General features: G+C 62.4%; 25 protein-coding genes and 1 pseudogene. 16 read left to right on the top strand and 10 right to left on the bottom strand.

Annotation, left to right across the window (positions count from 1 at the left end; all coding sequences use genetic code 11):
• Window positions 1-38: 38 nt before the first annotated feature.
• From M729_RS01000000134840 to M729_RS0111175, 3 genes and pseudogenes are all read right to left on the bottom strand, one after another.
• Window positions 39-930 (bottom strand): annotated as a pseudogene (locus M729_RS01000000134840) (arginase family protein).
• Between the two features lie 350 nt (window positions 931-1,280).
• The gene (locus M729_RS0111180) at window positions 1,281-3,170 is read right to left on the bottom strand and encodes a murein L,D-transpeptidase (RefSeq protein ID WP_027161595.1); all 1,890 of its coding nucleotides are present in this window, start codon (window positions 3,168-3,170) and stop codon (window positions 1,281-1,283) included.
• 210 nt (window positions 3,171-3,380) lie between these two features.
• Complete coding sequence (locus M729_RS0111175; RefSeq protein WP_027161594.1) at window positions 3,381-4,127, bottom strand: 3-oxoacyl-ACP reductase family protein; 747 nt, start codon at window positions 4,125-4,127, stop codon at window positions 3,381-3,383.
• A 99-nt stretch (window positions 4,128-4,226) separates the two neighbouring features.
• On the opposite strand from M729_RS0111175, the gene M729_RS0111170 reads away from it, so the two are divergent.
• Together M729_RS0111170 and M729_RS0111165 are read left to right on the top strand one after the other, a co-directional pair.
• The gene (locus tag M729_RS0111170; RefSeq protein WP_013531693.1) at window positions 4,227-4,841 is read left to right on the top strand and encodes a TetR/AcrR family transcriptional regulator; all 615 of its coding nucleotides are present in this window, start codon (window positions 4,227-4,229) and stop codon (window positions 4,839-4,841) included.
• A gap of 55 nt (window positions 4,842-4,896) precedes the next feature.
• Window positions 4,897-5,292, top strand: a complete 396-nt coding sequence (locus tag M729_RS0111165) for a rhodanese-like domain-containing protein (RefSeq protein WP_013531694.1) — start codon at window positions 4,897-4,899, stop codon at window positions 5,290-5,292.
• Window positions 5,293-5,305: 13 nt separating this feature from the next.
• Here the strand turns inward: M729_RS0111165 and M729_RS0111160 are convergent, their stop codons facing one another.
• Entirely contained in the window at window positions 5,306-6,214 is a 909-nt protein-coding gene (locus tag M729_RS0111160) for an alpha/beta fold hydrolase (RefSeq protein WP_027161593.1), read from the bottom strand.
• A gap of 47 nt (window positions 6,215-6,261) precedes the next feature.
• On the opposite strand from M729_RS0111160, the gene M729_RS0111155 reads away from it, so the two are divergent.
• Complete coding sequence (locus tag M729_RS0111155; RefSeq protein WP_013531696.1) at window positions 6,262-6,714, top strand: MarR family transcriptional regulator; 453 nt, start codon at window positions 6,262-6,264, stop codon at window positions 6,712-6,714.
• Between the two features lie 18 nt (window positions 6,715-6,732).
• Here M729_RS0111155 and M729_RS0111150 read toward each other — a convergent pair whose 3' ends face one another.
• Both M729_RS0111150 and M729_RS0111145 read right to left on the bottom strand, forming a co-directional pair.
• Window positions 6,733-7,344 (bottom strand): pyridoxamine 5'-phosphate oxidase family protein, encoded by a 612-nt coding sequence (locus M729_RS0111150; RefSeq protein ID WP_027161592.1) that lies wholly within the window; start codon window positions 7,342-7,344, stop codon window positions 6,733-6,735.
• Window positions 7,345-7,409: 65 nt separating this feature from the next.
• Window positions 7,410-7,763, bottom strand: a complete 354-nt coding sequence (locus M729_RS0111145) for a DUF971 domain-containing protein (protein WP_013531698.1) — start codon at window positions 7,761-7,763, stop codon at window positions 7,410-7,412.
• 199 nt (window positions 7,764-7,962) lie between these two features.
• Here M729_RS0111145 and moaA point away from each other — a divergent pair, with 199 nt between their 5' ends.
• From moaA to M729_RS0111080, 12 genes are all read left to right on the top strand, one after another.
• The gene (moaA, locus tag M729_RS0111135; RefSeq protein ID WP_013531699.1) at window positions 7,963-8,958 is read left to right on the top strand and encodes a GTP 3',8-cyclase MoaA; all 996 of its coding nucleotides are present in this window, start codon (window positions 7,963-7,965) and stop codon (window positions 8,956-8,958) included.
• A 90-nt stretch (window positions 8,959-9,048) separates the two neighbouring features.
• Window positions 9,049-9,483: a hypothetical protein gene (locus M729_RS0111130; RefSeq protein ID WP_245267557.1), complete on the top strand. Its 435-nt coding sequence runs from the start codon at window positions 9,049-9,051 to the stop codon at window positions 9,481-9,483.
• Window positions 9,484-9,602: 119 nt separating this feature from the next.
• Window positions 9,603-9,962 (top strand): hypothetical protein, encoded by a 360-nt coding sequence (locus M729_RS0111125; RefSeq protein WP_027161590.1) that lies wholly within the window; start codon window positions 9,603-9,605, stop codon window positions 9,960-9,962.
• Between the two features lie 219 nt (window positions 9,963-10,181).
• Window positions 10,182-11,102 (top strand): DMT family transporter, encoded by a 921-nt coding sequence (locus M729_RS0111120; protein ID WP_013531702.1) that lies wholly within the window; start codon window positions 10,182-10,184, stop codon window positions 11,100-11,102.
• Window positions 11,103-11,150: 48 nt separating this feature from the next.
• Window positions 11,151-11,777, top strand: coding sequence for a molybdenum cofactor guanylyltransferase MobA (mobA, locus tag M729_RS0111115; protein ID WP_027161589.1), 627 nt, complete (start codon window positions 11,151-11,153; stop codon window positions 11,775-11,777).
• Window positions 11,774-12,283, top strand: a complete 510-nt coding sequence (gene mobB, locus M729_RS0111110; RefSeq protein ID WP_027161588.1) for a molybdopterin-guanine dinucleotide biosynthesis protein B — start codon at window positions 11,774-11,776, stop codon at window positions 12,281-12,283. The genes mobA and mobB overlap by 4 nt, the downstream gene beginning before the upstream one ends.
• A gap of 157 nt (window positions 12,284-12,440) precedes the next feature.
• Window positions 12,441-13,226, top strand: coding sequence for an ABC transporter substrate-binding protein (locus M729_RS0111105; RefSeq protein WP_013531705.1), 786 nt, complete (start codon window positions 12,441-12,443; stop codon window positions 13,224-13,226).
• A gap of 80 nt (window positions 13,227-13,306) precedes the next feature.
• Window positions 13,307-14,026 carry an ABC transporter permease gene (locus tag M729_RS0111100; protein ID WP_024503306.1) on the top strand — a complete coding sequence of 240 codons (720 nt, stop codon included), beginning with the start codon at window positions 13,307-13,309 and terminating at the stop codon, window positions 14,024-14,026.
• On the top strand, window positions 14,023-14,844 hold the full coding sequence (locus M729_RS0111095) for an ABC transporter permease (RefSeq protein ID WP_024503307.1): 822 nt from the start codon (window positions 14,023-14,025) through the stop codon (window positions 14,842-14,844). Before M729_RS0111100 ends, M729_RS0111095 begins: the two co-directional genes overlap by 4 nt.
• Before the next feature lie 112 nt (window positions 14,845-14,956).
• A complete protein-coding gene (locus M729_RS0111090) occupies window positions 14,957-15,826 on the top strand; it encodes an NAD(P)-dependent oxidoreductase (protein ID WP_013531708.1) in 870 nt (289 codons plus the stop codon).
• Between the two features lie 9 nt (window positions 15,827-15,835).
• Window positions 15,836-16,540 carry a DNA alkylation repair protein gene (locus M729_RS0111085; protein WP_027161587.1) on the top strand — a complete coding sequence of 235 codons (705 nt, stop codon included), beginning with the start codon at window positions 15,836-15,838 and terminating at the stop codon, window positions 16,538-16,540.
• A 124-nt stretch (window positions 16,541-16,664) separates the two neighbouring features.
• On the top strand, window positions 16,665-17,234 hold the full coding sequence (locus tag M729_RS0111080; protein ID WP_013531710.1) for a DUF3299 domain-containing protein: 570 nt from the start codon (window positions 16,665-16,667) through the stop codon (window positions 17,232-17,234).
• 27 nt (window positions 17,235-17,261) lie between these two features.
• Here the strand turns inward: M729_RS0111080 and M729_RS0111075 are convergent, their stop codons facing one another.
• The 4 genes from M729_RS0111075 to M729_RS0111060 form a co-directional block, all read right to left on the bottom strand.
• Complete coding sequence (locus M729_RS0111075; protein ID WP_006205209.1) at window positions 17,262-17,753, bottom strand: Lrp/AsnC family transcriptional regulator; 492 nt, start codon at window positions 17,751-17,753, stop codon at window positions 17,262-17,264.
• A 108-nt stretch (window positions 17,754-17,861) separates the two neighbouring features.
• Window positions 17,862-18,479 (bottom strand): uracil-DNA glycosylase family protein, encoded by a 618-nt coding sequence (locus M729_RS0111070; RefSeq protein WP_024503311.1) that lies wholly within the window; start codon window positions 18,477-18,479, stop codon window positions 17,862-17,864.
• Window positions 18,480-18,481: 2 nt separating this feature from the next.
• Entirely contained in the window at window positions 18,482-19,093 is a 612-nt protein-coding gene (locus M729_RS0111065; protein WP_027161586.1) for a glutathione S-transferase, read from the bottom strand.
• Between the two features lie 43 nt (window positions 19,094-19,136).
• Window positions 19,137-19,757 carry a thermonuclease family protein gene (locus tag M729_RS0111060; RefSeq protein WP_027161585.1) on the bottom strand — a complete coding sequence of 207 codons (621 nt, stop codon included), beginning with the start codon at window positions 19,755-19,757 and terminating at the stop codon, window positions 19,137-19,139.
• 75 nt (window positions 19,758-19,832) lie between these two features.
• Between M729_RS0111060 and M729_RS0111055 the strand changes: the two genes are divergently transcribed.
• Window positions 19,833-21,353 (top strand): HAMP domain-containing sensor histidine kinase, encoded by a 1,521-nt coding sequence (locus M729_RS0111055; RefSeq protein ID WP_027161584.1) that lies wholly within the window; start codon window positions 19,833-19,835, stop codon window positions 21,351-21,353.
• The last annotated feature ends 34 nt before the right edge of the window (window positions 21,354-21,387 follow it).

Genomic DNA, 21,387 nt, shown 5'->3' with positions numbered 1-21,387 from the left:
CGCTCCTTGCTGCGTAGAGCAGACATGGCTCGTCGTCGTCATGGCGCTGCTGTTCCGAGCGCAGCGGCCAGTACATCGGCGAGGCCGCGTCCGGCGCTGCCGTCCTCATCTAGGCGCGGATTGTAGATGGTGATCTCGAAGGCCGACTGCCTTGCCGCTCGCCAAGGCAGGCCGGAGCGCAGCCGTCAACTCGTCCCACGACAACCCGCCTGGTACGCGAAAATCGACAGCCGGCATGATGACGTCGTCGAGACAGTCGGCGTCGAGATGGATGAAGAAGCCGTCCAATTCCGCTCTCGTCAGATGATCGACCGCTTCGCGGGCGGCGGCCTCGATGCCCGTGGCGCGCACAGCGGGAAGGTCAAGCACCTTGAGCTCTTCGGGGAGCGGCTGGCTTCCGTACTCCTCCTGATCCTTGTGATCGCGATACGCGAAGGCGACAGCGTCTTCAGGGCGGACCAGAGGACCGCGACCTTCGATGTCGGTCAGGAGCGACGGACCGTAGCCGGTGACGAAGGCGAGGTCCATCGAGGCACCCTCACCATTGGGTTCCGCCTCGGGCTGGAAGAAATCGGCGTTGCCGTCAATGAAGAGCAAGCCGTAGCGGCCGCGCCGTCGAAACGCGAGCGCCGAGCCCAGGACGATCGTGCAATCGCCGCCCAGCACCACTGGAAACCCGCCTGCGTCAAGCACCGCTTCCACGGCGTCGGCGAGCTTGGGCGACCACTGCGCAATTGCCCTGGCGTTCAGGGTGCCGGTCTCGGGATCGGGCGTCGGGTCCTTCGCAGGCACAACCAGCCGCCCGGCGTGGCGCGCATGAATGCGCTCCGCAAGGCCAAGGTCAAGCAACCGGTCAGGCAAGCGCTCCACACCGTCGGTCGCCAGGCCCAGCGTGGAGGGGGCTTCGAGAATCGCATAATGGCTCGGCATGGGGTGCCTCCATTAGTGACCATTTTGCGGAGTAGGTCAGGGCCTCTGTTTTGTGGCTGTGTGATCGCGAATGAAGGCCCTTCCATCTGCACGCTGAAGCGAAACGTGCCCACCTCCATAGTCTGGTCCACCTTCGTCGTCAGCCATCGGCAAAATGCCGACGATGGCAACGCGACGCCGCAGAATCGCTTCGAGCGCTCAACATCGTTCGTCCGTACCGAAACAGGATCACAGTTGCGTTTTGCGCTTGTTCGATAACGGTAGCCGCCGCTACTCGTTCCCTCTCAACCGCCTTTCCGGTTTCCGGCCACGCCGTATTTATGAGTTCACGGCCTACCGAAAGGCTTGGATCAACTCGAAGGCGAACGCACCGCCTCCGTCGCATCCAGGGCCTGCTTCAGCCGCGAGTCGCGGTCGTAGACGTCGCCGAAATATTCGACCTTGCCCGACAGATCGGGCCATGCGGTGAAATAGGCGACATAGACCGGGATCGTGCGTGTCACGTTCTCGGTCGCGTGGCCGTGCTTCAGCTTTTCGGCGATATAGTCCACGGAGGTGCCAAGCACCGCCGCCGCCATGCCGCGCGGGTCCTGCAGCCGCACACAGCCATGGCTGAGGGCGCGCATATCGCGCTGGAAGAACGATTTCTGCGGCGTGTCGTGCATGTAGATCGCATGCTTGTTGGGGAACAGAATCTTCAACTCGCCCAGCGCGTTGGCCTCGCTCGGCTGCTGGCGCACGCTGTATGGGATGTTCGAGCCATAGGCGCCCCAGTTGACCGCCGACGAAGGAATGCGCTTGCCGCGCGAATCCGTCACCTCATAGCCGGACCGGTCGAGATAGCCCGGATCGTTGCGCAATCTCGGCAGCATCTCGTTGACGATGATCGACTGGGGCACGCCCCAATAGGGATGGAAATCGACCTGCTTGATCTGGTCGTAGAAGAAGGAGGTCTGGTTGGTGGTCCGGCCAATGACGGCACGCGTCTTGAGCTTTTCCTCGCCATTGTCGATGTAGCTCGCGGTGAAGGCCGGCTGGTTGATGAAGACGCGCGGGCTGCCGAGATCGGAGGGCAGCCAGCGCAGTTCCTCCAGCGCCACTTCCACCTTCAGCAGCTTGTCGGCCTTGGATGTTCCGGCCAGCGACGCGACGGTGCGCGGGCCGATGACGCCGTCGCCCTTCATGCCTGCCTTCTGCTGCACGGCCTTGATAACCGGAACCAATTCCGGATCATAGACTTCGCTGGTGGCCAGCCTTGACAGGACCTCGCCATAGGCGCCGCCCATCTCGTCGTCGAGATTGCGCGCGATCAGGGTCAGCAGCTTCGGCAGTTCGGGGCTGGTTTCGCCCGGCTTCAGCAGCAGTTTGGGGTCGACGACGATTTCGTTTTCCGCACTGGCCTGCAGCGCTTCCAGTTCGACGCGCAGCGCCTGGTATTCCGCATTCTGCGGGTGCCGCGATTCGAGATAGGTGCGCACCTGCTGGGTATGAGCCAGCGTTTTCAGCACGCCTTGCAGATCGAGCGGCTTGGCCGGGAAATCATAATAGCCGGTCATGCGGTTGGGATCGACGCGGCCGTTCTGGGCGTCGTGGGCATAGCGCAGCACACGCGCCGAAAGCGCCATCTCGAAACGGACGAGTTCTTTCAGTTGCGCATTGGCATCGGTCGTCGATGCGCCGGCAGCGGGCACTTCGACCGTATAGTCGGCGGGCGTGAGGCCATAGCTTGAAGCCTCGCCAAGCACCCGCACCGCATCCTGCGCACGGCTGTTGAGGCTGGTTCCGCTTATCCAGATGAAATCCGGATTGGCCGAGTAGTACGCGATCAGCGCCTTGGCGATGTCGGGCTCGGCCAAGAGTTCGTAGTCGCCCAAGCTGGCAACCGCATCACGAAACGCGGCACCCGTAGCCGACGGGACGAAGGCGGCGTCCTGCGGTGTCGCCGGCGCCGGCGTCGCGGCCAATGCCGAGAAGTCGACGCGAACCAGCCGGTCGGCCTTGTAGGTGTAGTAGGACGGGCTGCTGATCTTCACATTGCCGCCGCCGCCACCGGACACTTTCGGCTTTGGCTTGTTCTTCGGTGGCGGGGGCGGAAACTCGCCTTTCGGCGCATGCCTGACGCCGCCGCCGAAAAGCATGTCGAAGAGCCCCTGCGCGCCTGCCTGGGGTACACCGAAAGCCAGCGTCGCCGTGATTGCCATCAGCGGCATCACGGTTGCTTTGTTTCCGAGGAATTTCATGAATCACCCGCTCCGGCCGCAACCGGTTCCCGTTCCGCACGCTCGATCGTCCCGCTCACCGCATGGCGGATGTAAGGCGCGACTATACTGATTCATACCGATTTCGTTAAGCTTTCATAAATTTTGGAAAGCCTGTTGCAGAACGGTTTCACAAGATCGTGACGGCTGGAGCGGAGGGTGGTTCCGCCCCAGCCGGAAATCCCCGCGGGATCAGGCGTTGGCGCCGCCATCGATGGTCAGGGCAGCGCCGGTGACGAAGCGGCCTTCCGGGCCTGCGAGCCAGGCGACCATGCCGGCAATGTCGTCGGCCTTGCCGAAGCGCGGCGTTGCCATCTTCCGGCGCTGATGCTCGGCATGCGGGCCGTCGGCCGGGTTCATGTCGGTGTCGGTCGAACCGGGGTGGACGACATTGGCGGTGATGCCGCGCGGGCCGAGGTCACGCGCCAGCGCCTTGGTCAGGCCGACCAGCGCCGCCTTGCTGGCTGAATAGGCCGTGAGGCTGCCGTCGGTCGCCCGCTCGGCAAGGTTGCTGCCGATCGAGATGATGCTGCCGCCCTCACCCATATGGGCGGCCGCGGCCTTGGAAGCGATGAATGGGGCCCGGAGATTGACCTCCATGGTCTCGTCGAAATCGGCGAGCGACAGCGTGTCGATTGGGGCGGCGCGCCAGATGCCGGCGCTGTTGACCAGGATGTCGAGCCGGCCAAAGGCGGTTACGGCGTCGTCGACTGCCTTGTCTAGGGCGACCGCATCGCGGTTGTCGGCTTTGATCGCGATGGCGCGGCCGCCCTCGGCCTCGATCTCGGCGACGACAGCGCGGGCCTGTTCCTCGCCATGCACATAGGTCAGCGCGACGCTGGCGCCATCGGCCGCCAGCCTCCGCGCAATCGCCGCGCCGATGCCGCGACTGCCGCCGGTGACGAGCGCGGCCTTGCCGTTCAATCTGCTGGAAGACATCGAATTCTCCTTTTATGTAATGATCGATACATAAATATCTGTCAGCCTTGCCCGCCGGCGTCAACTGAATTATGTATCGATCAACACAGAAAGAGCGTCATGTCGGAACGAGGCCGTCCCCGCACCTTCGATCGAACCGCAGCCCTGCGCCGCGCGATGCAGGTGTTTTGGGCGCGTGGTTACGAAGGCGCATCGATGAGCGAGCTGACCGCCGCCATGGGCATCAACTCGCCCAGCCTCTACGCTGCCTTCGGCAGCAAGGAGGCGCTGTTCCTGGAGGCGACGGATTTTTACTCGCACACCGAGGGTGCCGACATCTGGCTGGCATTGGACGAGGCTCCGACCGCGCGGCAGGCGATCGAACAATTCCTTTGCCTGACGGCGAAAGCCTATGCGCAGAGCGATCGCCCGCAGGGCTGCCTGATCACGCTGGGCGCACTGCATCAGGATTCGAGCCGCGGCGCCATCTGCGACGATCTGCGCCGCCGTCGTGCCGAAAACCACACCGCCCTGCAAAAACGTCTGGAGCGCGGTATTGCCGAAGGCGAATTGCCGGCGGATTTCGACGCGAGCGCTGCCGCGACCTTCTTCGCCACGGTCCAGCACGGCATGTCGATCCAGGCGCGAGACGGCGCCTCGCACGCTGCCCTGCTGGCGACGGTTGCCGGGGCCATGGCTGCCTGGCAGACGTTGGCCGGCGGCAACGCGGCGTGACAAACGCCGGCTGGTGTGCTCGAAATCCGCCAGCAAGGCCGGGAGGGACGAGAGCGTGAAAAAGGGTTATCGCGAGCTGCTGGACGAGGCGAACGCCGTGATCGAGGTGGTTTCGCCGGAGGAAGCGGCCGGGCTGCTCGACGATGAAGACACCATCTTCGTCGATCTGCGCGATCCACGCGAAGTGGAACGCGACGGCCGGATTCCGGGCGCCAAGCATGTCACGCGCGGCATGCTGGAATTCTGGATCGACCCCGAAAGCCCTTACCACAAGCCGTTCTTTGCCTCGGGAAAGAGCTTCGTGTTCTTCTGCGCCGGCGGCTGGCGCTCTGCCCTGGCCACAAAGACGGCGCAGGACATGGGGCTTTCGCCGGTCAAGCACATCCTTGGCGGCTACACCGCCTGGAAGGCCGCCGGACTGCCGGTCGAACCCGGCGAGAAGAAGAAATAATCTCGACCGCCGCTCAATGCAGCAGCAATGGCTCGCGATGCGTCACGAAGCCGACAGCGCGTTCGACCACGCCCTTGTCGGCAAGAATGCGGCGATGGCCAAGCCCGTCGGCCCAGTAGAGCCGCACATGGCCGCCGGCACCGGCATAGCGCCTTGCGTGATCGGCCGAGACTTCGCGGTCGTCCGGCGCGTGGATGACCAGGGTCGGCACCGGTGCCTGGGCGAGCTGGCGGTCGCCGGTGAATTCGTGCAGCGGCCGGCCGGAAAGATGCTCGACCCGGTCCGCCATGGCGGCTTGCGAGCGCGGGCCGACATTCAACATATGACTGAAGTCGGCAAAGATCGCCGGCAGGGAACTTGGCGCCGCGATCAGCACCAGGCGTCCCGCCGCCAGCGGCGGGATGTTCTTGACCGAACCGGCGATGGCATTGGCGGCGACGGCGCCGCCGAAGGAATGGCCAACCGCCGCCGCGAACGGGCCGAACCATTCGCCGGCAACCCGCACCGCATCCACCGCATTGACCATGTTCAGGCGCCGGCCCTGCGACTGGCCGTGGCCGGGCAGGTCGAGCGAAACGACCCTGTAGCCGGCGGCGCGATAGCCTTCGATCAAGGCGCGCATATATTCGGTGCGCGAGCGCCAGCCATGGACGACGAGCACCGTGCCGACGGCCGCCCTGCCCGGCTCGGGCCGGAACTCGTGCACCATGACGCAGCCGGTCGCGGTCTTCAGCCGGTGATGACGCGCCTCGGTCATGAACCCCGTCGCACGCTCGACAGCGCGGCGCTCGCCATCGCTGAGCGCCTTGACATTCGGGGTGCGGCAGAACAATTCGAACGCCGCGCGTCCGCTGAGCCGCGGCGCGACACGCTCTGCCGCACCGAACACGCCCCGGATGACCTTCAGCCCGAATGATGCCATAGTGAGAATCCATCCATACGTTCAAGCATGAACATAATAGTTCAAAGATGAACAATAAACAAGAGCTGCCTTGGGACAACCCGCGTTTCCGCAACTGGGTCGCGGTGGCGCGCGCCTGCCATGTGCTGGAGCGCACGCTGGCGGTGAAACTTGCGCCGCTCGATTTGAAGCCGGCGCAGCTCGACGTGCTGATGAACCTCTATCGCCACCCCGGAATGTCGCAGCACGATCTTGCCCGCAAGCTGCTCGTCGGCCGCTCCAACATCACCATGCTGTTGCCGCAGCTGGAAGCGCGTGGCCTGCTGCGCCGCGAGGGTGATGAGAAGGACAAGCGCATCTTGCGTCTCGCCCTGACGGAAGCCGGCGAGGCGCTGCTGATGCAGGCGCTGAAAGTGCATATGGCGCTGATCGAGAAGGCGATGAGCCAGTCGACGCCGGAGCAATGCGACATGATCGGCGAGCAGATGCGCAAGATCTATGATGTGCTGAATGAGGCTTGAGCGCCCTTCAGCCCAACCCTACCACATCGTCTTCTTCGCCCGTTCCGGCCATTCCTTGTCGTAGGTTTCGCCGTCGATGTTCTTGCGGCTGGTGATTTCCAAGATCTGTCCGGGCGTCGGCAGCGACTTCGGCTCGACATGTCTTGCCGGGTTCCAGAGCTCGGAGCGGACGATGGCCCGGGCGCATTGGAAATAGACCGCATCGATGTCGACGACGGTTACCGATCGCGCCGCCTTGCCGTCCACCGCAAATGACGCGCACAGCGCTGTATCCGTTGTGATGTGGGCGCGGCCATTGACGCGCAGCGTCGTGCCGGAGCCCGGCACCAGGAACAGCAGGCCGACGCGTGGGTCGCGAATGACGTTTTTTAGCGAATCGGCGCGGTTGTTGCCGCGTCGGTCCGGCATCATCAGCGTTTTCGGATCATGGATGCGCACGAAGCCGGCGAGATCGCCGCGCGGCGAGCAATCAAGCCCCTCCGGTCCGCTGGTCGCCAGTGCGACAAAGGGCGAGGCTTCGATGAAGGCAGCATATTCGGGAATGATGTGGTCGAGTTCCTTGACCAGCGAGGCCTCGCCTGGAATGCCATAGAGTGCCTCGAGCTGCTCGACCGTGGTGATGACGGACATGTTTTCGCCTCCAAACCTTTGCCGGCGCTACCCCAGATCGATGACATCTTCACGACAGCGATGCCCTAGCGGTCCCGGCTCAATCCCTTTTCCGCAAGCTCCGCGAGATAGGCTTCCCAGCGCGCATCCTTCTCGTGGCCGAGCGTATGCAGGTAATTCCAGGTGAAGATGCCGGTGTCGTGGAAATCGTCGAAGGTGATGCGCACGGCGTAGTTGCCGACCGGTTCGATCTTCAGGATCGCCACATTGCGCTTGCCGGGAACCGTCACCCGCTGATCCGGTGAATGGCCCTGCACTTCGGCCGATGGCGAGGCGACGCGCAGCAGTTCCGCCGGCAGTTCGAACGGATGGTGGTCGGGAAAGGTGACGGACAGAAGTTTGCGGTCCTTGGAAACCCTGAGTTCTTTCGGTGCGGTCATGCTGTTCGATCCCGTGTCATCCGCCCTTCCCTACGCCGCTTCGCCAAACGGGAAAAGGTCTGATGAGACCGACCGACATGCGATGTCGGCTGAGAGATGTTACCAAAGATCGAGAGGCGCTATCTTGAACAGCAGGCCGGATCGTATCACATAGCGGTATATAACGAAGCCGTTCACGGCCACGGGAAGCGCTTGAAGCATGGACATGATTGATCCTTTCGGCCGCACGATCAGCTATCTCCGCGTGTCGGTTACCGACCGCTGCGATTTCCGCTGCACCTATTGCATGGCCGAGGACATGGCCTTCCTGCCTAAGAAGGACCTGCTGTCGCTGGAAGAGCTCGACCGGCTGTGCACGGTTTTCATCGAAAAGGGCGTCAGGCGATTGCGGCTGACCGGCGGTGAGCCGCTGGTGCGCAAGAACATCATGCATCTGGTGCGCCAGCTGTCGCGGCATCTCGAAAGCGGCGCGCTGGAAGAACTGACGCTGACCACCAACGGCTCGCAGCTGTCGCGCTTTGCCGCCGAACTCGCCGATTGCGGCGTCAGGCGCATCAACGTCTCGCTCGATACGCTCGATGCCGACAAATTCCACAAGATCACCCGCTGGGGCCATCTCGACAAGGTCATGCAAGGCATCGATGCCGCGCAGGCGGCCGGGCTCAAGGTCAAGCTCAACGCAGTGGCGTTGAAGGATTTCAACGACGCCGAGCTGCCCGAGATGATGCGCTGGGCGCATGGCCGCGGCATGGACCTGACGGTCATCGAAACCATGCCAATGGGCGAGATCGATGCCGACCGCACCGACCAGTATTTGCCGCTGTCGCTGCTGCGCGCGTCGCTCGAACGCCAGTTCACGCTGACCGACATTCCCTTCAAGACCGGCGGCCCGGCGCGCTACGTCCAGGTCGCCGAGACCGGCGGACGGCTCGGCTTCATCACGCCGATGACGCATAATTTCTGTGAGAGCTGCAACCGCGTCCGGCTGACCTGCACCGGCACCCTCTATATGTGTCTCGGCCAGGAAGATGCCGCCGATCTGCGCGCGCCCTTGCGCGCCTCGGAAGGCAACGAGCTGGTCGCCGAAGCAATAGACGAAGCCATCGGCCGCAAGCCCAAGGGCCATGACTTCATCATCGACCGCCGCACCAGCCGCCCATCGGTGTCGCGCCACATGAGCGTCACTGGCGGCTGATCTTTCCGTGAAATTCATGCAATATCGCTTCGGGATCATGACTTCGAGGCGAGCATGCGGCTGCACTCTTCATTCCTGGTCATTGCGACAATGGCAGCAACCAGTGCGGTCGCCGCGCCATTCACCTATGTGAACGATCGCTTCGGCACTGTCTGCACCTTTCCCGACGACGTCTTCACCGATCGCCAGCCGGAGCCCGACAATGGCGACGGACAGCAATGGCTGAGCGCCGATGGCGCCAGCCTGATCTGCTCGGGCATCCTCAACGCCGACGACGACACGCCGAAAGGCTTTGTCGCGGCGGAGAAGGCGAGCAAGGAGCCGGGCTACAAGATCACCTACAGCAAGGCCGGAAAGGACTGGGCCGTGCTGTCGGGCCTGAGGGATGGAAAGATATTCTACGAGCGACGTCTGTTTGGGAAAGACGGTATCATCCGTACGGTCTGGGTCGACTACCCGCCGGCGCTGAAGTCGAAATACGATCCGCTGGTCGGCGCCATCGCCGGCAGTCTCAAGGGGCCATGACGGTTTCGAACCACACCCCAGAAAAAGTCTTGTTCGCGAACCGCAGCCGGATTTACGGCCAGTCTGTTCCAGCCTAGCCTTCCCCTGGAAGCTGCTCTTCGCTCACAGGGGGATACACCATGCGCAAACTCGTTCTTTCTCTGGCACTGCTTGGCCTCGCGGCCGTGCCCGCGGCGGCGCAGTCGATCGGCGGCACCTATACGGTCGCCGGCACCAACTTCGACGGCTCGGCCTATGGCGGCGAAGCCACCATCACGCTGACCAGCGGGACGACCTGCGCGATCCATTGGGAAACTGGTGGCTCATCTTCCGACGGCATCTGCATGCGCAACGATGATGCCTTCTCCGCCGGCTATGTCATGGACAAGGAAATTGGCCTCGTCGTCTACAAGGTGGCGGCGGACGGTTCGCTGTACGGTCTTTGGACGATCGCCGGCAAGGAAGGCAATGGCACCGAGGTGCTTACGCCGAAGAAGTAAGTTCGCCATCGCAGGCGATATTCAGGGCCACAAACAAGGCTGTGGCCCAGTCCTTTGCTGTTGCTGTTTCATGCCCGACTGTTACAGGCTTGCTGCCTGAAGCGCGTCGCGTTTGAACGGATTCAGCCACGCGCTTCAGGTCTTTGTTTCTTATGCATGTCGTTTCCCCAAACCGAGGTCACTTTTGGGCGATATGTATTAGCAGAACCGGTAGCCGTCTTGCCCCTGTCTCCAAATCTTCGCGGCGCATTGTTCATGATGGTGGCGATGGCCGGCTTCACCCTCAACGACGCCATAACCAAATACTCGTCGCAATCGATGAACATGGCGCAGGTCATGTTGATCCGTGGGGCTTTCGCTTCGCTTTTCGTCGGCCTGCTGGCCTGGCAGCGCGGCGCTCTCGCCCGCCCGGGCTCGATGCTGCAGCCTCTGGTCGCCTTGCGCGTGATCAGCGAGGCCGGCGCAACGGTGAGTTTCCTCGTCGCCCTCGCCCATCTGCCGATCGCCAATGTTTCGGCGGTGCTGCAGGCGCTGCCGCTGGCGGTGACGATGGGAGCGGCACTTGTCTTTGGCGAGACTGTCGGCTGGCGGCGTTGGCTGGCCATCGCCATCGGATTTGCCGGCGTGCTGATCATCGTGCGGCCGGGCTTCGAAGGGTTCAGCGTCTACTCGCTGTCGGCGCTGGCCAGCGTCGCCTGCTGCGCGGTGCGCGATCTCGCCACCAAGCGGATCCCCAAGGCCATTCCGACATTGCTGGTGTCGACCGCGACCGCGCTTGCCATGACCATCGTCGGCGCGGCGCTGTTGCCGGCAATGGGCGGCTGGACGCCGATGACGGGCAACAGCACGGCCCTGCTGGCCCTGGCTGCTGTGCTGGTGATTATCGGCTACCAGTTCATCATCATGGCGATGCGGGCGGGCGACATCTCCTTCATCGCGCCGTTCCGCTACACGGCCCTGATCTGGTCGATCCTGCTTGGCCTGTTCATCTTCGCGGACATTCCCGATCTGCCGATGATCGTCGGCGCCACCATCATCATCGGCTCCGGCCTCTATGCGCTCTACCGCGAGCGGGTCGTCGGCCGGCGCAAGATCGTCGCCGAAAGCACGGGGCCAAGCATGGTTCCGGACGGAATCTAGCCAGATCATTCTTGTGATTTCCGACGGCTGGCGTACAGGCTTCGTGGCATGAAGCGAGACATTGCGGGGATTGTTCTGGCCGGTGGCCAGTCGAGGCGGATGGGCGGCGGCGACAAGAGCCTGTTGCCGCTTGGCGATGGCTGCCTGCTTGACCAGGTCGTGTCGCGCTTCGCCCCGCAAATAGAATCGATGGCGCTCAGCGCCAATGGCGACCCTGCACGATTCCTGCGCTTTGGACTGCCGGTGCTTGCCGACAGCGTGCCCGGCTTTGCCGGTCCGCTCGCCGGAATCCTGACCGGCCTCGAATGGGCCGCGGCCAACAGGTCTTGCAAGGCGATCGTCAGCGCTGCCGGTGACACGCCTTTCCTGCCGTTGGACCTTGTCGAGCGTCTGGCAGGGGCCGCCGATCAAAGCCCCGGTTCTATTGCCGTTGCCCGCTCGGCCGGCAAGCGGCATCCGACCTTCGCGCTGTGGCCGATCGGCTGCCGCGATGCCTTGCGGCACTTTCTGGTCGATGAAGATATCAGGCGGGTTTCGGCTTTCATCGACCGGCAAGGTTTTGTCGAGGTAGAATTCCCGGTTCCGCCATCGGCGGGGGTCGACCCTTTCTTCAACATCAACGAGCCGGACGATCTTGTGTCTGCCGAGCGTCTGTTGCAGAGCATCAAGCCATGAACAGACGCGTCTTCGGCATCACCGGCTGGAAGAATTCCGGCAAGACGACTTTGACCGAGAGGTTGGTCAGCGAATTGGTTCGGCGCGGCTGGAAGGTGTCGACGGTGAAACATGCCCACCATGACTTCGACATCGACAAACCTGGCGCGGACAGCTTTCGCCACCGGCAGGCCGGCGCCACCGAAGTCGCGATCGTCTCCGGCGTTCGCTGGGCACTGATGCACGAGCTGCGCGGCGAGGATGAGCCAACATTGGAGACTGTCCTGTCGCGGCTTGCCCCTTGCGACCTCGTGCTGGTCGAGGGCTACAAGCGCGAAGCCCACAGCAAGATCGAAACCCGCCGGCTGGATGCGAAGGACCGCACGCCGCTTTCGGCGGAGGATCCCAACATCGTCGCTGTCGCCGCCGATTTTGCCATTGAAGGCGAGCTGCTGCCGGTATTCCATCTCGACGATGCAAAATCGATAGCCGACTTCATCGAGCGCACCACCGGGCTCGTTGCTTGAGCGCTGACGCAACGGCAGAATAGCCTTGCCCATTTTTATGGTTTTGCAGTTGCTTTTTTCTTGGAAAGAGTGGGAGTATCGCGCCAGCGGGCGGTCAAAAGCACCGCCCCACAGAGCCGTTCGGAACGACGGCCGGGACCATAAAGAGAGGACCATCATGCGTATTTCACTGCGTATCGCGCTTGCCGCATCGGCCGCGCTGCTGACGCTCGGCGTCGCCCAGGCCCAGGAAAAGACCCTGAGGATCGGCACCGAAGGCGCCTACCCGCCCTTCAACAACCTTACCGCCGATGGCCAGCTCGTGGGCTTCGATATCGACATCGCCAAGGCGCTTTGTGATGAGATGAAGGTCAAGTGCACCTTCGTCGCCCAGGATTGGGACGGCATCATTCCAGCCCTCCAGGCCGGTAAATTCGACGCCATCGTCGCCTCGATGTCGATCACGCCGGAGCGCAAGGAGAAGGTCGACTTCTCGAACAAATACTACAACACGCCGTCGGCGATCGCCGTGCCGAAGGACAGCACGCTGAAAGGCGTGACCAAGGAAGATCTCGCCGGCAAGACCATCGGCGTCGCCACCACCACCACGCATTTCAACTATGCCTCGAAGACCTACACCGACAGCACCGTGAAGGGCTATCCGAGCAGCCCCGAGGAGCAGGCCGATCTTGCCAATGGTCGTCTCGACGCCATCGAGGACGATATCGTCGTGCTGCAGCAGTTTCTGGACTCGCCTGACGGCGCCTGCTGCAAGATCCTCGGCCAACCTTCGCCGCAGCCGGTCGAGATTTTCGGGCCTGGTGCCGGCATTGCCGTACGCAAGGGCGAAACCGACCTGGTCAACAAGCTCAATTCGGCCATCGCCGCCATTCGCGCCAATGGAAAATACAAGGAAATCAACGACAAGTATTTCAAGTTCGACGTCTACGGCGCCGAGTCCTGATAAGCCAGGTCAAGACGGCGGGGAATTTCCCCGCCGTCTTTCTATTCGTCTTGGGAATGCCGTGGGGATAAGACCGGTCGATGCCAGCCCAGAGCATATGGACACTTCTCAGTTGGGGACCTGAAGGCTGGCTTGACGATATTGCCTATGGCGCACTGATCACCATTGCGTTGGCGCTTGCCACGCTGCCCATCGGATTGACGATCGGCTTTTTCATTGCACTCGCCAAGCAGTCCGAAGAACCGTCGCTGCGCCTTGCCGCCAACATCTACACCACCGTCTTTCGCGGCCTGCCGGAACTGGTGACGCTCTTCCTGTTCTTTTTTGGCATGCCGATCCTGCTGCAGCATCTCGTCAGGTATTTCCGGCCTGACGTCACCATCGACGTCAACAGCTTTGTCGCCGGCATGATCGTGCTTGCACTGATCTTCTCCTCCTATGCCAGTGAGGTTTTCCTTTCCGCCTTCCGCGCCATTCCCAAAGGCCAGTATGAGGGCGGCTATGCCATCGGTCTTTCGAACTGGCTGACCATGCGCAAGGTGATCGTGCCGCAACTGCTGCGCATCGCGTTTCCTGGACTGGAGAACTGCTGGCTCAGCCTGCTCAAGGACACGTCGCTGGTGTCGGTCGTCGGCCTGGCCGAGACGCTGCGCAATGCCAGCATTGCGGCCCGCGTCACCAAGCACGCTTTCCTGTTCTTCGGCGTCGCCTCGCTGGTCTTTCTTGGCCTGGCCGTCCTGTCGTCCTTCGCCACCAATGCGATCCTGCGCTCGCTTGGCCGGCGGGAGGCGCAGCGATGAGCGCCACGGCCACCATGGTCGAACGTCCGCCGCCACGGGCGCGCGGCTGGCCGCGCAGGCGTATCGCCGGTTACGCGCTGGTGGGCCTATGGATTTTGTTCGGTATCGGCATCGTCAGCTATCTCTTCCTTGCCTGGAATCCCGATTTCTTTGCCAAATATGCGCCGGCTTATCTGAGCGGGCTTGGGGTCACGCTGGCGCTGGTTTCCATATCGATGGTACTCGGCGCGATCCTGTCGGTGCCCGTCGCTTACGGGCGCATGTCCAGCAACCGGATCCTGTCCGGCCTCGCCTATTGCTACGTCTATTTCTTCCGCGGCACGCCGCTGCTGGTCCAGACCTATCTGGTCTACTACGGATTGGGCTCGTTCCGCGTCGAACTCCAGTCGGTCGGCCTCTGGGATTTTTTCAAGGACGCGTTCAATTGCGGCGTCTTTGCCTTTGCGCTCAACACGGCCGCCTACCAGGCGGAGATTCTGCGCGGCGCCATAGAGAGCGTGCCAAGAGGGCAATGGGAAGGGGCGGCCTCGCTTGGCCTGCATAAGCTGCAGACGTTGCGCAAGATCATCCTGCCGCAAGCCTTGATCGTCGCCTTGCGGCCCTATGGCAACGAACTGATCCTGATGGTCAAGGCGTCCGCCATCGTCGCCATCATCACGGTCTACGATCTGATGGGCAACGCCAAGCTCGCCTTCGCCAACTCGTTCGACATCCAGGCCTATATCTGGGTCGCCCTCGTCTATCTGGTGATGGTCGAGATCTTGCGGCATGGCGTCGAATGGATCGAGCGCCGGATCACCGTTCACCTGAAACGCTGACGATTTTCAATTCAGCTGCACCAGTCGATCAGGCTATACGCGTCTTGACGAATTGAGCGCAGAGCCTAGAGCTTTCGCAGCAAATTCCGTTTCCATTCTGAAGGGCAAGCTCATGGCATCTGTGGCATTTCTCGGTCTTGGCGTGATGGGCTATCCGATGGCCGGACACTTGAAGAACAAGGGCGGCCATGACGTCACCGTCTACAACCGCACCAAGGCCAAGGCCGAGCAATGGGTTGGCCAGCATGGCGGTAGCCTGGCGGCGACCCCCGCGCAGGCCGCCGAGGGCAAGGATTTTGTGTTCTCCTGCGTCGGCAATGACGACGATCTGCGTTCGGTGACGACCGGTCCGGAAGGCGCCTTCAAATCGATGAAGAAGGGTTCGGTCTTCATCGACAACACCACCGCCTCGGCCGAGGTCGCTCGCGAGCTGGCAGCGGCGGCGCAAGCCGGCGGGTTTTCGTTTCTCGATGCGCCGGTCTCGGGCGGCCAGGCCGGCGCCGAGAACGGCGTGCTGACCGTGATGGTCGGCGGCGAGCAGGACGCTTTCGACAAAGCGAAGCCTGTCATCGACGCTTTTGCGCGCATGGTCGGCTTGATGGGGTCGGCCGGTGCCGGCCAGCTCACCAAAATGATCAACCAGATCACCATAGCCGGTCTCGTCCAGGGCTTGGCCGAAGGCATCCATTTCGGCAAGAAGGCCGGGCTCGACATCGAGAAGGTGATCGAGGTGATTTCCAAGGGCGCCGCGGGCTCCTGGCAGATGGAGAACCGCCACAAGACGATGAACGCCGGCAAATATGATTTCGGCTTCGCCGTCGACTGGATGCGCAAGGATCTCGGCATCTGCCTGGCCGAGGCCGACCGCAATGGCGCCAGACTGCCGGTCACCGCACTCGTCGACCAGTTCTACAAGGATGTGCAGGCGATGGGCGGCAAGCGCTGGGACACGTCCTCGCTGCTCGCCCGTCTCGAAAAATAGGTCTCTGCCGTGGCAGAGCTCTCGCCTCAATCCAGTGCCGCGGAAATCGTCGCCCATCTTCGCGCCATCGGATCCGAGCAGAACCGCCTCGGCATGTTGCGCTACGGCATCAAGATCGACCGTGCACTTGGCATCTCGCACGGCATGCAGCGGCAGATCGCGCGGACGATCAAACGCAACCACGAGCGCGCCTTCGAGCTATGGGACAGCGGCATCATGGAGGCGCAGTTCATTGCCTCCGTCACAGCTGACCCGAAACGGTTTTCTGCTGAAGATGCAAGGCGATGGGCGGCTAGTTTCGACTCCTGGGACATCGTCGACGGCGTCTCGGATCTCTTTGTCGATACGGACGCCTGGAAAGAACTGATCGCCGAGTTTGCGGCCGACGAGCGGGAGTTCGTTCGGCGCACGGCCTTCGCCATGATGGCCTGGTCTGTCGTCCACCGGAAGCAGGAGCCAGGGGCGACCTTCCTCTCCTTCCTGCCGATCATCGAAACGCACGCGAACGACAGCCGCAATTTCGTGAAGAAAGCCGTGAACTGGGCGCTTCGGTCGATCGGTAAGCGATCGATGAACATGCACGGTGCCGCCCTGGCTGTCGCCGAACGGCTGGCGCAGTCGGCAGACAAGACGGCGCGCTGGATCGGCAAGGACGCCGTAAGGGAGCTGACCAATGCCAAGACGCTCGCGCGGATCGCCGCCAGGAAAGGCTGACGGCGCGCGTTCCGCCATGTCAGGATCTCGCCGACATGTGAAGTGGCTGCCGACATGTGATGCGCCTCGAGCGTTGACGTCTTTGGCAGCGGCGTCTTTACTTGAGGCTCAAAGGAAGCGGCCGATGAGCAATCCTCTAAAATCAACCCTGGCGCTCGCTGCCGCTTTGTTTGTGTCCGCTGCCGCCGATGCCTCGGCCGAGACTGCGCACATATTCTGGAAGGATCTGCGTCCGGCTACGCAATCCGCCGCCGAAAACGTCGGGCTGCCGATGATCGCGGCAAAATTGCCCGACCATGGCGAAACGCTGTCCGTCAATCTTCAGGACAAAAGCATTCAGCTAGCCGGCTACGCATTGCCGGTCGATCGCGACGGTGATCTTGTCTACCAGTTCCTGCTGGTACCCTGGACGGGTGCCTGCAGTCACATGCCGACGCCGCCGCCCAACCAGATTGTCCTGGTTACGCCGGCCCGTCCCTACAAGATGTCCGAGGCCTATCAGCCTGTAGCGGTCACCGGCGCGCTGAAGCCGGACATGGAGAAGAGCCAGCTGTTCATCCTCGACGGCGTCAGCATCATCCAGTCTGGCTACAGCGTGCGCAAGGCAGATGTGGTGAGCGTCGAGACCGTGCCGGATACGATCACTCTGCCGGTGAACTCACCCTGGAGTTTCCTCAACAAAAAGAAGAACTAACCGGGATGACTTTATGTGACGTTCAGCTCAGGCAGCGTTGGCACCCGATTCCTTGTCCAGAACCATGTAGTCGAGCGGGATTTCGGTCGTGTACTTGATCTGCTCCATGGCGAAGGACGACGACACATCACGGATTTCGATCTTGGCGATCAGCCGTTTGTAGAAGGCGTCATAGGCCGCGATGTCGGGCACCACGACGCGCAGGAGATAATCGACGTCGCCGCTCATGCGGTAGAACTCGACCACCTCGGGAAACTCCTGGATGACTTCCGAGAAACGCCGCAGCCATTCATGGCTATGCGAATTGGTGCGGATCGACACGAAGACGGTGACGCGCACATTGACCTTTTCATGGTCGAGAATGGCAACGCGCCGCTTGATGACGCCCTCTTCCTCGAGCTTCTGGATGCGTCTCCAGCAAGGCGTCGTCGACAGCCCGACTTTCTTGGCGACATCGGCGACCGCGAGTGTCGCGTCCTCCTGCAAGAGGCGGAGAATTTTTCTATCGAGGCGATCCATATCGTGCTCCCAAGGGTATAGAATGCCTATACTCTGCCTTATCCAGGCCTTTCACAAGAAAGAAATTCTGCTGATCGGGCAAAAAGCGAGTGATTTCTTGCTGAAAGGTCAGCCGAGGCGATAGCGGATTTCCGAACGCAGAAAAGGCAGCAAATCCATTTCAAACCACGGATTCTTCTTCAGCCAGCCCGTGTTGCGCCACGAGGGATGCGGCAGCGGCAGCACTTTCGGACCGATGGAATTCTCCCAGATGGAGCGCCAGTCCATGACCGTTTCCGTCAGTGAGGGCCGGCGCGCCGCACCCATGTGCCAGGACTGCGCGTAGATACCGATCGTCAGCACCAGATCGATCCGTGGCATAGAGGCCATCAAAGGTGCGCGCCAGGCCGCCGCGCATTCGCGCCTCGGCGGCAGATCTCCCCCCTTGGCATCCTGGCCGGGAAAGCAGAAGCCCATCGGGACGATTGCGAATTTTTCGATGTCGTAGAATTCGTCGCTCGTCACGCCAAGCCAGCTGCGCAGGCGGTCGCCGGAAGCGTCGGTGAACGGCATGCCCGACAGATGCACCTTGGTGCCGGGCGCCTGGCTGGCGATCAGGATCCGGGCGGTGGATGATGGGCGCAGCACTGGTCGCGGCTCATGCGGCAACGGCTTGCCGGCCGGATTTTCCACGCAGATGCGGCAGGCGCGGACCCTGGCGACGAGGTTTTCGAGTTCGGCAGTCATTCTCAGGCTGATGCGCTCGGCCGGCTGGAAACGGCTTGATGCCAGCGCAACACATTCGCGCACTCATCCGGTACCTTGATGCGTGCCGGCTTCATGAAGTCGACAGCGATCAGGCCGGTGATGTCGGCGATCGAATAGCTGTCACCGGCGATGAACTCCCGGCTGCCCAGTTCGCCGTCCAGCAGCCTGAGGAACGCCACGGCCTTCGGCTTGTTGGCCTCACCCCATTCAGGGACCTGCGGGATTTCCCATTCCTTCATGGCCGGATGGATGTGCCGGAAGGCCTGCGTGACGCAGCTGAGCAAATTGAATTCCATCCGCCTCTGCCACATCTCGACCTGCGCCTTGCCGAGTGCGCCACGCCCGAACAAAGCGGGCTCCGGATGCAGTTCCTCGAAATAGCGGCAGATGGCGACGGATTCGGTGATGACGGTGCCGTCGTCGAGTTCCAGCACCGGCAGACGCTGCAAGGGGTTGCGCGAGCTGACCGCCTGTTGCCTGTGTTCCAACGCGCCCATATCGATGGGCACCTGCGGAACCTCGATGCCTTTCTCGGCCAGGAAAACGCGGACCCGCCTTGGATTGGGCGCCCGGCCACCGTCGAAGAGCTTCATTCCATCCTCCTGTTCGTCCTCGGTTCCAGTTCCAGGATGCGCATCACCAGAAGCGAAAAATCTCGCGCACGGCATCGCCGATCGACGCCAGTGTGCCGTGCTTCTTCTCGACGACTTCGCCGTGATGGCTGTCTCGCCAATTCTGCGGCTGATCGAACGTTCCCGCCCAGATGCCGGCCTTTGCCGCGCGGGCGATGGCTTCCTCGCTCTCGAAGTCGCCATAGGCAACCGCCCAGCCCGCCTCGACCTGCGCGCGGTTGAGATCCTTGCCGCCGGCGGTGCAGTCGCCGAGCAGCCGGCCATAACGATCACGCTGCCAGCCGGTACAAGAGACGGGCTTGCCGGCGATCAGGCGAACGAGCGACTGACGCGCAAGCGTGCCGCAGGAATAGTCCGCGCCGTTCTTGCGACAGGTCTGCGTATATTCCGGAGCATCGATGCCGCGCATGCGGATACGCTCGGTGCCAAGCGTGATCGAATCGCCGTCGTTGATGATTGCCACGCCTTGCGTCTTGCGTTTCTCCACCCGGTCGAGGCGGGCCGCCAGCAGGATCAGCAGTCCGAGGATGATGACGGCAAGCCCGTAATCCACCAGCCGGCGCCACAGGCTTCTGGGGCGCGCAACGTATCGCCGGCGCGGCCTCGGCGACCATGAACGGCTCATATGGCAAACGGTTGGTTAATCATTCGAACGTAGCTTAACACTTGGAAACCGCTGCTCGCATAAATTGAAGTTTTGATGCCCTTGCAACGCTCGAACACAGCGGACAAGTTCATTGTGGACCGCAGGAAACGCCATCGCAACAGCGATGTCGCGCGCGCGGTGCGCAAGACGCGTGACCGTCTTTCGCAGCAGGCCGGCAATCCCGATTTCGATCGCGAACTGCTGAAGCTGCACGCCCGAGCGATGACAAGCGGCGCCATCGCCATCCCGCTTCTCGTGCTGGCGATTGCCGCGGGTGGCCGGCTGGCCGGAATCGGCAATGAGATCGGGCTTTGGGCGCTGTTCACGCTAACCTGCTACACTATCGTTGCCTTCATGGCGCGGCGCATCGAGCGCACTGAAGCTTCCGAGCTCAACCCTTTGCAAGCACGGCGGGAATTCCTGATCGGCCATTTCCTGTGCGGTCTCGGCTGGGCATGGTTCGTGTGGCTTGGCTGCAGCGTCTGCGAGGTCGATCCGTTCCACATCGTCAAGGCCGTGGTGCTGTTGTTCGCCATGGCAGCGACCGCGGTGATGACCTCGTCTCTGCGCGGGGCGCTGCTGGCGACCTTTGCCGTTCCCGTGGCGCTCTACGCCTATGCCGGCGCCAAGCTATGGATGCCGGTCGAGGCGATCATGGCCGCGTTGCTGGTCGTCTCGCTGCCGTTCTTGGCCTATGTGGCCCGTCATCTCAACCACTCGTCCCTGATGATGTTGTCGTTCCGCTCCGAAAAGGATGCGCTGATCGCCGAACTGGAGACGGCGAAATCGATGTCGGACGAGGCGCGGCGGCGGGCCGAGGACGCCAATCTGGCGAAATCGCGGTTCCTCGCTTCGATGAGCCACGAATTGCGCACGCCGCTCAACGCCATTCTCGGTTTTTCCGAAGTGATGTCGAACGAGGTGCTGGGGCCGATGAGCAATCCCACCTATCGCGACTACGCCCATGACGTGCACGAATCCGGCCAGCATCTGCTCGACCTGATCAACGAGATTCTCGACCTGTCGCGCATCGAAGCCGGCCGCTACCAGCTCAACGAAGAGCCGGTGATGCTGCTTGGTATCGTCGAGGATTGCTGTCACATGATGGAGTTGAGGGCGCGCAACAAGGATATCCGGGTCGTCCAGGATTTCGAACATCAGTTGCCACGCCTTTTCGCCGATGAGCGTGCGGTGCGACAGATCACGCTCAACCTTCTGTCTAATGCCATCAAGTTCACCGCCACCGGCGGCGAAATCCGTGTCCGCGTTGGTTGGACCGCGGGCGGCGGACAATACATTTCGATCAAGGACAACGGGCCGGGCATACCGGAAGACGAGATCCCGATCGTGCTTTCCGCCTTCGGCCAGGGCTCCATTGCCATCAAGAGCGCCGAGCAAGGCACCGGCCTTGGCCTGCCGATCGTGCAAGGGCTGCTCGCCATGCATGGCGGCGAGTTCGAGCTTCTTTCCAAGCTGCGCGAAGGGACCGAGGCGATCGCCATCTTCCCGCTCAGCCGGGTGATGGAGGAACTGCCAGCACTGCCGACCGCGGCGGTGGCGGCTCGACGGCGGTAAGCGTCGCGGCGGACTGTGTCGATGGCCAGCAAGA

It is taken from the genome of Mesorhizobium sp. WSM1293, from assembly GCF_000513875.1.
In the GTDB taxonomy this organism is placed as follows: Bacteria; Pseudomonadota; Alphaproteobacteria; order Rhizobiales; family Rhizobiaceae; genus Mesorhizobium; species Mesorhizobium ciceri.
This window is presented reverse-complemented; position numbering and strand designations above follow the sequence as displayed.

Excerpts from the sequence above, each read along its gene's own strand:
- M729_RS0111180 (WP_027161595.1), bottom strand. The coding sequence starts at position 3,170 with ATGAAATTCCTCGGAAACAAAGCAACCGTGATGCCGCTGATGGCAATC.
- M729_RS0111175 (WP_027161594.1), bottom strand. The coding sequence starts at position 4,127 with ATGTCTTCCAGCAGATTGAACGGCAAGGCCGCGCTCGTCACCGGCGGC.
- M729_RS0111170 (WP_013531693.1), top strand. The coding sequence starts at position 4,227 with ATGTCGGAACGAGGCCGTCCCCGCACCTTCGATCGAACCGCAGCCCTG.
- M729_RS0111160 (WP_027161593.1), bottom strand. The coding sequence starts at position 6,214 with ATGGCATCATTCGGGCTGAAGGTCATCCGGGGCGTGTTCGGTGCGGCA.
- M729_RS0111155 (WP_013531696.1), top strand. The coding sequence starts at position 6,262 with ATGAACAATAAACAAGAGCTGCCTTGGGACAACCCGCGTTTCCGCAAC.
- M729_RS0111150 (WP_027161592.1), bottom strand. The coding sequence starts at position 7,344 with ATGTCCGTCATCACCACGGTCGAGCAGCTCGAGGCACTCTATGGCATT.
- M729_RS0111145 (WP_013531698.1), bottom strand. The coding sequence starts at position 7,763 with ATGACCGCACCGAAAGAACTCAGGGTTTCCAAGGACCGCAAACTTCTG.
- moaA (WP_013531699.1), top strand. The coding sequence starts at position 7,963 with ATGGACATGATTGATCCTTTCGGCCGCACGATCAGCTATCTCCGCGTG.
- M729_RS0111130 (WP_245267557.1), top strand. The coding sequence starts at position 9,049 with ATGGCAGCAACCAGTGCGGTCGCCGCGCCATTCACCTATGTGAACGAT.
- M729_RS0111125 (WP_027161590.1), top strand. The coding sequence starts at position 9,603 with ATGCGCAAACTCGTTCTTTCTCTGGCACTGCTTGGCCTCGCGGCCGTG.
- mobA (WP_027161589.1), top strand. The coding sequence starts at position 11,151 with ATGAAGCGAGACATTGCGGGGATTGTTCTGGCCGGTGGCCAGTCGAGG.
- mobB (WP_027161588.1), top strand. The coding sequence starts at position 11,774 with ATGAACAGACGCGTCTTCGGCATCACCGGCTGGAAGAATTCCGGCAAG.
- M729_RS0111105 (WP_013531705.1), top strand. The coding sequence starts at position 12,441 with ATGCGTATTTCACTGCGTATCGCGCTTGCCGCATCGGCCGCGCTGCTG.
- M729_RS0111100 (WP_024503306.1), top strand. The coding sequence starts at position 13,307 with ATGCCAGCCCAGAGCATATGGACACTTCTCAGTTGGGGACCTGAAGGC.
- M729_RS0111095 (WP_024503307.1), top strand. The coding sequence starts at position 14,023 with ATGAGCGCCACGGCCACCATGGTCGAACGTCCGCCGCCACGGGCGCGC.
- M729_RS0111090 (WP_013531708.1), top strand. The coding sequence starts at position 14,957 with ATGGCATCTGTGGCATTTCTCGGTCTTGGCGTGATGGGCTATCCGATG.
- M729_RS0111080 (WP_013531710.1), top strand. The coding sequence starts at position 16,665 with ATGAGCAATCCTCTAAAATCAACCCTGGCGCTCGCTGCCGCTTTGTTT.
- M729_RS0111075 (WP_006205209.1), bottom strand. The coding sequence starts at position 17,753 with ATGGATCGCCTCGATAGAAAAATTCTCCGCCTCTTGCAGGAGGACGCG.
- M729_RS0111070 (WP_024503311.1), bottom strand. The coding sequence starts at position 18,479 with ATGACTGCCGAACTCGAAAACCTCGTCGCCAGGGTCCGCGCCTGCCGC.
- M729_RS0111065 (WP_027161586.1), bottom strand. The coding sequence starts at position 19,093 with ATGAAGCTCTTCGACGGTGGCCGGGCGCCCAATCCAAGGCGGGTCCGC.
- M729_RS0111060 (WP_027161585.1), bottom strand. The coding sequence starts at position 19,757 with ATGAGCCGTTCATGGTCGCCGAGGCCGCGCCGGCGATACGTTGCGCGC.
- M729_RS0111055 (WP_027161584.1), top strand. The coding sequence starts at position 19,833 with ATGCCCTTGCAACGCTCGAACACAGCGGACAAGTTCATTGTGGACCGC.